The organism is Cellulomonas sp. A375-1, assembly GCF_001040865.1.
GTDB classification, from domain to species: domain Bacteria; phylum Actinomycetota; class Actinomycetes; order Actinomycetales; family Cellulomonadaceae; genus Cellulomonas; species Cellulomonas gelida.
In genome coordinates this window covers 1-7742 of sequence record NZ_LFKW01000085.1, presented here as the reverse complement: position 1 = coordinate 7742, position 7742 = coordinate 1, and the positions used below count along the sequence as shown (strand labels likewise).

Here is a 7742-nt window from a genome sequence, read left to right as displayed (position 1 = left end):
CAGGCGGTGCTGGCGATCGACGCCGACACGACGCTCGCGCCCGACGCACGCGCCGCGCGGGTCCGCGCCGACACGCTGCCCGCGGTGCGTGCGGTGCAGCACGCAGTCGCCGGCGCCGCGACGGGGACCGCCCGGCTCGACGAGCTGCACGCGCACGCGCGCACCGCGGGTGAGCAGCTCGGCGTCGGCCTGCGGCAGTACGCCGACGCGCTCGACGCGGGCGACGCCGTGGCGCTGCAGGCGGCCGTCGGGGTCATCCAGGCCGCGGTCGCCGAGCGCGACGAGTGGGTGCGGCAGGTCACCGCGCTGCAGGGTGAGCTCGCCACGCCCTGACGCCGACGGCGCGGGTCACGTCGCAGGTGTCCACGAGGGACCGTGGTCCCGCGGGGGATCGCCGCACGTCGATAAGGTCAGCGGCGAGCCGGTGAGACGGTCACCCGGCCACGATGCGGTCACCGTGCGCCCGTCCTGCGTGCTGCGGGTGTGCGCAGGTCAGGAGGCAGTGCGTGACGACGATCGGTATCCCGCGGGAGGCGAGCGGCCAGCGTCTGGTGGCGGCGACGCCGGCGACCGTGGCGAAGCTCGTCGGGCTCGGGTACGAGGTGCTGGTCGAGTCGGGCGCGGGCGCGGCGGCGACGTTCGCCGACGAGGCGTACGCGGAGGCGGGTGCCGCGGTCGTCGACCAGGCGGCCGCGTGGGGCGCCGACGTCGTGACGGCCGTCGACGCGCCGTCCGACGACCGCCTCGCCCTGCTGCGGAAGGGCGCCGTGCTCGTCGCGCAGCTGCAGCCCGCCCAGCACCCCGAGCTCGTCCAGGCGCTCGCGGCACGCGGTGTCACGGCACTCGCGCTCGACGCGGTCCCGCGCATCTCGCGCGCCCAGTCGCTCGACGTGCTCTCGAGCATGGCGAACGTCGCGGGCTACCGGGCGGTCGTCGAGGCGGCGCAGGAGTTCGGCGGGATGTTCGCCGGCCAGGTCACCGCGGCGGGCAAGACGCCGCCCGCGCGCGTGTTCGTCATCGGCGCGGGCGTCGCGGGGCTCGCGGCGATCGGCACCGCGGACTCGCTCGGTGCGCAGGTGCGCGCGTTCGACGTGCGGCCCGAGGTCGGCGAGCAGATCGAGTCGATGGGTGCGCAGTTCGTGCGCGCACCGCAGGCCCAGCAGGAGATCAGCGCGGACGGCTACGCCAAGCCGCTGACCGACGAGCAGGCCGCGGCCGCGCTCGACGTGTACGCGCAGGAGTGCGCCGAGGCGGACATCGTCATCACCACCGCGCTCGTGCGCGGCACGGCACCGACGACGATCACGGCCGAGGCCGTCGCCGCGATGAAGCCCGGGTCGGTCGTCGTGGACCTCGCGGCCCCCGGCGGCGGCAACTGCGAGCTCACGGTCCCCGGCGAGCGCGTGGTGAGCAAGAACGGCGTGGTCGTCCTCGGCTGGACCGACCTCGCGGGACGCATGCCGCAGCACTCGTCGCAGCTGCTCGGCACCAACATCGTCCACCTCGTGCAGCTCCTGACGCCCGCCAAGGACGGCACGCTCGTCCTCGACCTCGACGACCCGGTGCAGCGCGGCATGACGGTCACGCACGAGTCCGAGGTGCTCTGGCCGCCGCCCGCGGTCGCGGTCTCGGCCGCACCACCACCGGCACCGCCGGGCCCGTCCGACGAGGAGCGCGCGGCCGCGGCAGCCGCCGCGCAGGAGTCCGCCGCGCGCCGCGCGAAGCGCCGCACGATCGGCTTCGCGCTCGCGGCGGTGCTGCTCACGCTCGGCGTGTCCTTCGCGCCGAGCGAGTTCCTCGGGCACTTCACGGTGTTCGTGCTCGCGGTGTTCGTCGGGTACTACGTGATCTCGAACGTGTCGCACGCGCTGCACACGCCGCTCATGGCGCAGACCAACGCGATCTCGGGGATCATCCTCGTCGGCGCGCTGCTGCAGATCGGCTCGGACAACCTCGTCGTGACCGTGGTGGCGTGCGTCGCCGCCGCCGTGGCGAGCATCAACATCTTCGGCGGGTTCCTGGTCACGAACCGGATGCTCCGCATGTTCCGACGGGGGGCATGAGATGACGCTCGTGACGCTGGCCCAGGCCACCTACGTGCTGGCCGCCGTGCTGTTCGTGCTCTCCCTGGCGGGTCTGAGCAAGCAGGAGACCGCTCGGCGAGGCAACGTCCTCGGCATGGTCGGCATGGTGCTCGCACTGGCCGCCACCATCGCGCTCGCGCTGCAGGCGTCGCAGCGCTCGACGCTCGCGACGGCGCTGCTGATCGCGCTCGTGCTGGGCGTGGGCGCCGTCATCGGCACCTGGCGTGCGCGCCAGGTCGAGATGACCCAGATGCCCGAGCTCATCGCGATGCTGCACTCGTTCGTCGGTGCTGCCGCGGTGCTCGTCGGCATCAACTCGTACCTGACCGAGCCGCCGCACGGCGTGCACCTCGTCGAGGTGTTCCTGGGCGTGTTCATCGGCGCGGTCACGTTCACCGGCTCGATCGTCGCCTACCTCAAGCTCTCCGCGAAGATCAAGAGCGCGCCGCTGACCCTGCCCGGGCGCAACCTGCTCAACCTGGGCGCGGTCGTCGTGTCGCTCGGCCTGCTCGCGTGGTTCGTCGCGGCACCGTCGATCTGGCCGCTGCTGGCCATGACCGTGATCGCGCTCGCCCTCGGCTGGCACCTGGTCGCGGCGATCGGCGGCGGCGACATGCCGGTCGTCGTCTCGATGCTCAACTCGTACTCCGGGTGGGCGGCGGCGGCCGCGGGCTTCATGCTCAGCAACGACCTGCTGATCGTCACGGGAGCGCTCGTCGGTGCGTCCGGTGCGATCCTGTCGTACCTCATGTGCCGCGCGATGAACCGGTCGTTCATCTCGGTGATCCTGGGCGGCTTCGGCGCCGAGGAGGGTGCCGCGGCGCCCTCCGGCGGGGGACCGGTCGGGGAGCACAGCGAGATGTCCGCCGCGGACGTCGCCGACCTGCTGGGTGACGCGCGCTCGGTCGTCATCACCCCGGGCTACGGCATGGCCGTGGCCAAGGCGCAGTACCCCGTCGCGGACCTGGTCGAGAAGCTGCGGGCGCGGGGCGTGCAGGTGCGCTTCGGGGTGCACCCCGTGGCGGGACGCCTGCCGGGGCACATGAACGTGCTGCTGGCCGAGGCGAAGGTGCCGTACGACATCGTCCTCGAGATGGACGAGATCAACGACGACTTCGACGAGACCGACGTCGTGCTCGTCATCGGCGCGAACGACACCGTCAACCCGGCCGCGCTCGACGACCCGTCCTCGCCCATCGCGGGCATGCCCGTGCTCGAGGTGTGGCACGCGCGTCAGGTCGTGGTGTTCAAGCGGTCGATGGCCACGGGGTATGCGGGCGTGCAGAACCCGCTGTTCTTCCGCGACAACACCGCGATGCTGTTCGGCGACGCGCGTGACCAGACGGAGAAGATCGTCGCGGCGCTCGCCGCCCGCTGACGAACCCTGTCGACCTCCGCAACGGGGACCGTGCGCTCGCACGGTCCCCGTTCGGCGTTCGCGCACGCGCGCGCGGCAGGGCAGGACGCGTCCCCGGCGAACCGATTCACCCCTCGTCGGTGAGGTCGCGGGTTCCCTAGCCTCCGGCGTGACCGGTGGGTGTGCCGCCGGCAGGCCCAAGGAGCGAAGCGATGCCTCGCCGTGCCCACCCGCCGTTGCGGACGTCCACCCTGTCGAGCGTCGGGGCGTTGGCAGCCCTCGTCGTCGCCGCGCTGGTGGTGGTCGTCGCGTTCGTCGCGCCGTTCGCCTCGCCGGCCCGCGCGGCGGCCACGGTCGTCGTGCAGTCCGACTTCGAGGACGGGCTCGACGGCTGGGGTGCGCGCGGCAGCAGCACCGTCTCGCTGAGCACCGAGAACCCGCGCGGCAGCCAGAGCCTGCTGGTGACGGGCCGCACCGAGTCCTGGAACGGCGCGGCGCTGCCCGTGACCCTCACGCCCGGCGTCACCTACTCGGTCTCGCTGTGGCTGCGCCTGCCCTCGACGGGCACCGGGTACGCGGACCTGCGCGTGTCCGTGCAGCGCGACGACGCGAACGGCTCGTCGTACGACACCGTCGCGACCGCGACCGGCGTGACGAGCGGCGCGTGGACGCAGGTGACCGCGAGCTACACGCCCGGACCGTTCGACACCGCACAGCTCTACGTCGAGTCCCCGTCGTCGCTCACCGACATCCTCGTCGACGACGTCGTCGTCACGGGGGAGCGGGCCACGCCCGACCTGACCCTGCCGCAGCTCGACGCGACCCTGCAGCCGTGGTTCCCGTTCGGCATCGCGGTCGAGCCCGCCGACGTGCTCGCGGGCCGGGGCGAGCTCGTCGCGCACCACGCGGCGCAGATCACTCCGGGCAACCAGATGAAGCCCGACGCGATCCAGCCCACCGAGGGCACGTTCAGCTTCGCGGCGGCCGACCTCCTCGTGGACTTCGCGCTCGAGCACGGGCAGCGCGTCTACGGCCACACGCTGCTGTGGCACCAGCAGACGCCGCAGTGGTGGTTCGAGCGCAACGACGGCGTGGCCCTCACGACGAGCGCCGACGACCAGGCGCTGCTGCGCTCGCGGCTCAAGGCGCACATCCGCGCGATCGCCGACCACTACCGCACCGAGTACGGGGAGTTCGGCACGCCCGGCAACCCGATCTTCGCGTTCGACGTGGTCAACGAGGTCATCGACGAGTCGCAGCCCGACGGTCTGCGGCGCAGCGAGTGGTACCGGATCCTCGGCCCGTCGTACATCGCCGACGCCTTCCGGTACGCCCGCGCGGCGTTCGGCCCCGACGTCCTGCTGTTCATCAACGACTACAACAGCGAGTACGCGAACAAGCGCGCGCCCTACCTGGCGCTCGTCCGGTCGCTGCTCGCGGACGGCGTGCCGGTCGACGGCGTCGGCCACCAGCTGCACGTCGAGATCGGCCGCTCGCTGAGCGACATCGAGGCGACGATCACCGCGTTCGAGGCGCTCGACGTCACGCAGGCGGTCACCGAGCTCGACGTCTCGACCTACCAGCACGGCGGCGAGAGCTGGACGACGCCGCCCGCGGACCGTCTGCTGCAGCAGGCGTACTACTACCGGGACCTGATGACCGTGCTCAAGCGGCACGCGTCGTCGCTCGAGTCCGTGACGGTCTGGGGCGTCGACGACTCGCGGACGTGGCTGCGGTCGGGGGCCGCGCCGCTGCTGTTCGACGGCGGGCTCCAGGCGAAGGCCGCGTTCTGGGGCATCGTCGACCCGTCCCGCATCGGCACGACCCCGACCCCGACTCCCACGCCGACGCCGACGCCGTCTCCCACGCCGACGCCGACGCCGTCTCCCACGCCCACGCCGACGCCGTCTCCCACGCCCACGCCGACCCCGACTCCCACGCCCACGCCGACTCCGACGCCGACTCCGACGCCCACCCCGACGCCCACCATCGGCCCCGGCGGCTGCACCGTGCGCTGGACGACGAGCGCGTGGAACACCGGTCTGACGGCCAACCTGCGGGTCACCAGCGCCACGGTCGTCGACGGCTGGACCTTGACGTTCGACTTCCCGAACGGGCAGCAGGTCACGCAGGGCTGGAGCGCGCAGTGGTCCCAGACCGGCAGCACCGTCACGGCGACCAACGCGCCGTGGAACGGCCGGCTGGCTCCGGGGGCGAGCGCGGACATCGGCTTCAACGCGTCGCACCCCGGCACGCCCACGGCGCCCGGCACGTTCCGTCTGAACGGGGTGGTGTGCGCGAAGGGCTGACGTAGCGGCCTCGGCCACCCGGATCGCTAGCCTGTCCGGGTGGTCGAGAGCTCCGCACTGTCACCGGTCCCGACGCTGCGCACCCCGCGGCTCGTCCTGGTCCCGCTGGGACCCGAGCACCTCGAGGACGTCTGGGCCGGGCTGCACGACGAGGAGTCGAACCGGCTCACGGGCACACGCACGGTGTTCACGCGCGAGGTGGTCGCGGCGCACCTCGAGCGCATCGGACCGGCCGACGACCGCGCGGACTGGGCGATCACGCTGCCCGACGGCACGTACGTGGGCGAGGTGGTCCTCAACGAGCTCGACGAGGACGACCGGTGCATGAACGTGCGCATCGCGCTCGTGCCCGGGATGCCGGGCCGCGGGTACGGCACCGAGGCGATGGTCGCGGTGCTCGACCACGCGTTCGACGCGGTCGGTCTGCACCGTGTCGAGCTCAGCGTGTTCGACTTCAACCCCCGCGCCCAGCGGTCGTACGAGAAGGCCGGGTTCGTCGTCGAGGGCCGTCAGCGGGACCGGCTGCGGTGGGACGGCCGCTGGCACGACTCGATCCTCATGGCGGTGCTCGCGACCGACCCGCGGCCCGGCATCGCGCGCTCGTCGGACGACGACGCGCCGCCCATGACAGCCTGACGGGGGCGTCCAGCGGACGGAGGTCCCGACGCGACGGTCCGTGGACGCCACTAGGGTGAGGTCGTCACCCACCACTGCACGGAACCCACACCTGCACGTCGAAGGAGCCCCCATGGCCAGCATCGAGGCCGTCGGCGCCCGCGAGATCTTGGACTCGCGCGGCAACCCCACTGTCGAGGTCGAGGTCGCGCTCGACGACGGCACCATCGCCCGCGCCGCGGTGCCCTCGGGCGCCTCGACGGGTGCGTTCGAGGCCGTCGAGCGTCGTGACGGCGACAAGTCGCGCTACCTGGGCAAGGGCGTCGAGGAGGCCGTGAACGCGGTCATCGACGAGATCGCGCCGGAGATCATCGGGTTCGAGGCGAGCGAGCAGCGGCTCGTCGACGCCGCGCTCATCGACCTGGACGGCACGCCCAACAAGGGCAAGCTCGGCGCGAACGCGATCCTGGGCGTCTCGCTCGCGGTCGCGAAGGCCGCGGCTGACTCGGCCGACCTGCCGCTCTTCCGCTACGTCGGCGGCCCGAACGCGCACGTCCTGCCGGTCCCGATGATGAACATCCTCAACGGTGGCTCGCACGCCGACTCGAACGTCGACATCCAGGAGTTCATGGTCGCCCCGATCGGCGCCACGACCTTCCGCGAGGCGCTGCGCACCGGCACCGAGGTCTACCACTCGCTGAAGTCCGTCCTGAAGGCCCAGGGCCTGAGCACGGGCCTGGGCGACGAGGGTGGCTTCGCGCCGAACCTGTCGAGCAACCGCGCGGCGCTCGACCTGATCCTCACCGCGATCGAGAAGGCCGGCTTCACGCCGGGCACCGACGTGGCGCTCGCGCTCGACGTCGCGTCGACCGAGTTCTTCAAGGACGGCGCGTACCAGTTCGAGGGTGGCGCCAAGACGCCCGCCGAGATGATCGCGTACTACGAGCAGCTCGTGACGGACTACCCGCTGGTGTCCATCGAGGACCCGCTGTCCGAGGACGAGTGGGACTCCTGGTCGCAGCTCGTCGCCGAGGTCGGTGGCCGCGTGCAGATCGTCGGCGACGACCTGTTCGTCACCAACCCGGAGCGTCTCGCCAAGGGCATCCAGCTCAAGTCGGCGAACTCGCTGCTGGTCAAGCTCAACCAGATCGGCACGCTCACCGAGACGCTCGACGCGGTGACGCTCGCGCAGCGCAACGGCTTCACGACGATGACCTCGCACCGCTCCGGCGAGACCGAGGACACGACGATCGCCGACCTGTCGGTCGCGACGAACGCCGGCCAGATCAAGACCGGTGCTCCCGCCCGTGGCGAGCGCATCAACAAGTACAACCAGCTGCTGCGCATCGAGGAGGAGCTGGACGACGCCGGTCGCTA

6 protein-coding genes are annotated in these 7742 nt (G+C 72.3%); all 6 read left to right on the top strand.

Going from position 1 to position 7742, the window contains the following annotated elements:
- A partial coding sequence (locus CWIS_RS18805) for a hypothetical protein (protein WP_369796544.1) occupies positions 1-333 on the top strand: 333 nt, incomplete at its 5' end.
- 173 nt (positions 334-506) lie between these two features.
- Entirely contained in the window at positions 507-2063 is a 1557-nt protein-coding gene (locus CWIS_RS09390; protein WP_048343021.1) for a Re/Si-specific NAD(P)(+) transhydrogenase subunit alpha, read from the top strand.
- Position 2064: 1 nt separating this feature from the next.
- Entirely contained in the window at positions 2065-3462 is a 1398-nt protein-coding gene (pntB, locus tag CWIS_RS09385; RefSeq protein ID WP_048343020.1) for a Re/Si-specific NAD(P)(+) transhydrogenase subunit beta, read from the top strand.
- Positions 3463-3653: 191 nt separating this feature from the next.
- On the top strand, positions 3654-5750 hold the full coding sequence (locus CWIS_RS09380) for an endo-1,4-beta-xylanase (RefSeq protein ID WP_048343019.1): 2097 nt from the start codon (positions 3654-3656) through the stop codon (positions 5748-5750).
- 39 nt (positions 5751-5789) lie between these two features.
- On the top strand, positions 5790-6386 hold the full coding sequence (locus CWIS_RS09375; RefSeq protein WP_048343018.1) for a GNAT family N-acetyltransferase: 597 nt from the start codon (positions 5790-5792) through the stop codon (positions 6384-6386).
- A 112-nt stretch (positions 6387-6498) separates the two neighbouring features.
- The coding region (gene eno / locus CWIS_RS09370; RefSeq protein WP_048343017.1) for a phosphopyruvate hydratase at positions 6499-7742 on the top strand (1244 nt) is incomplete at its 3' end.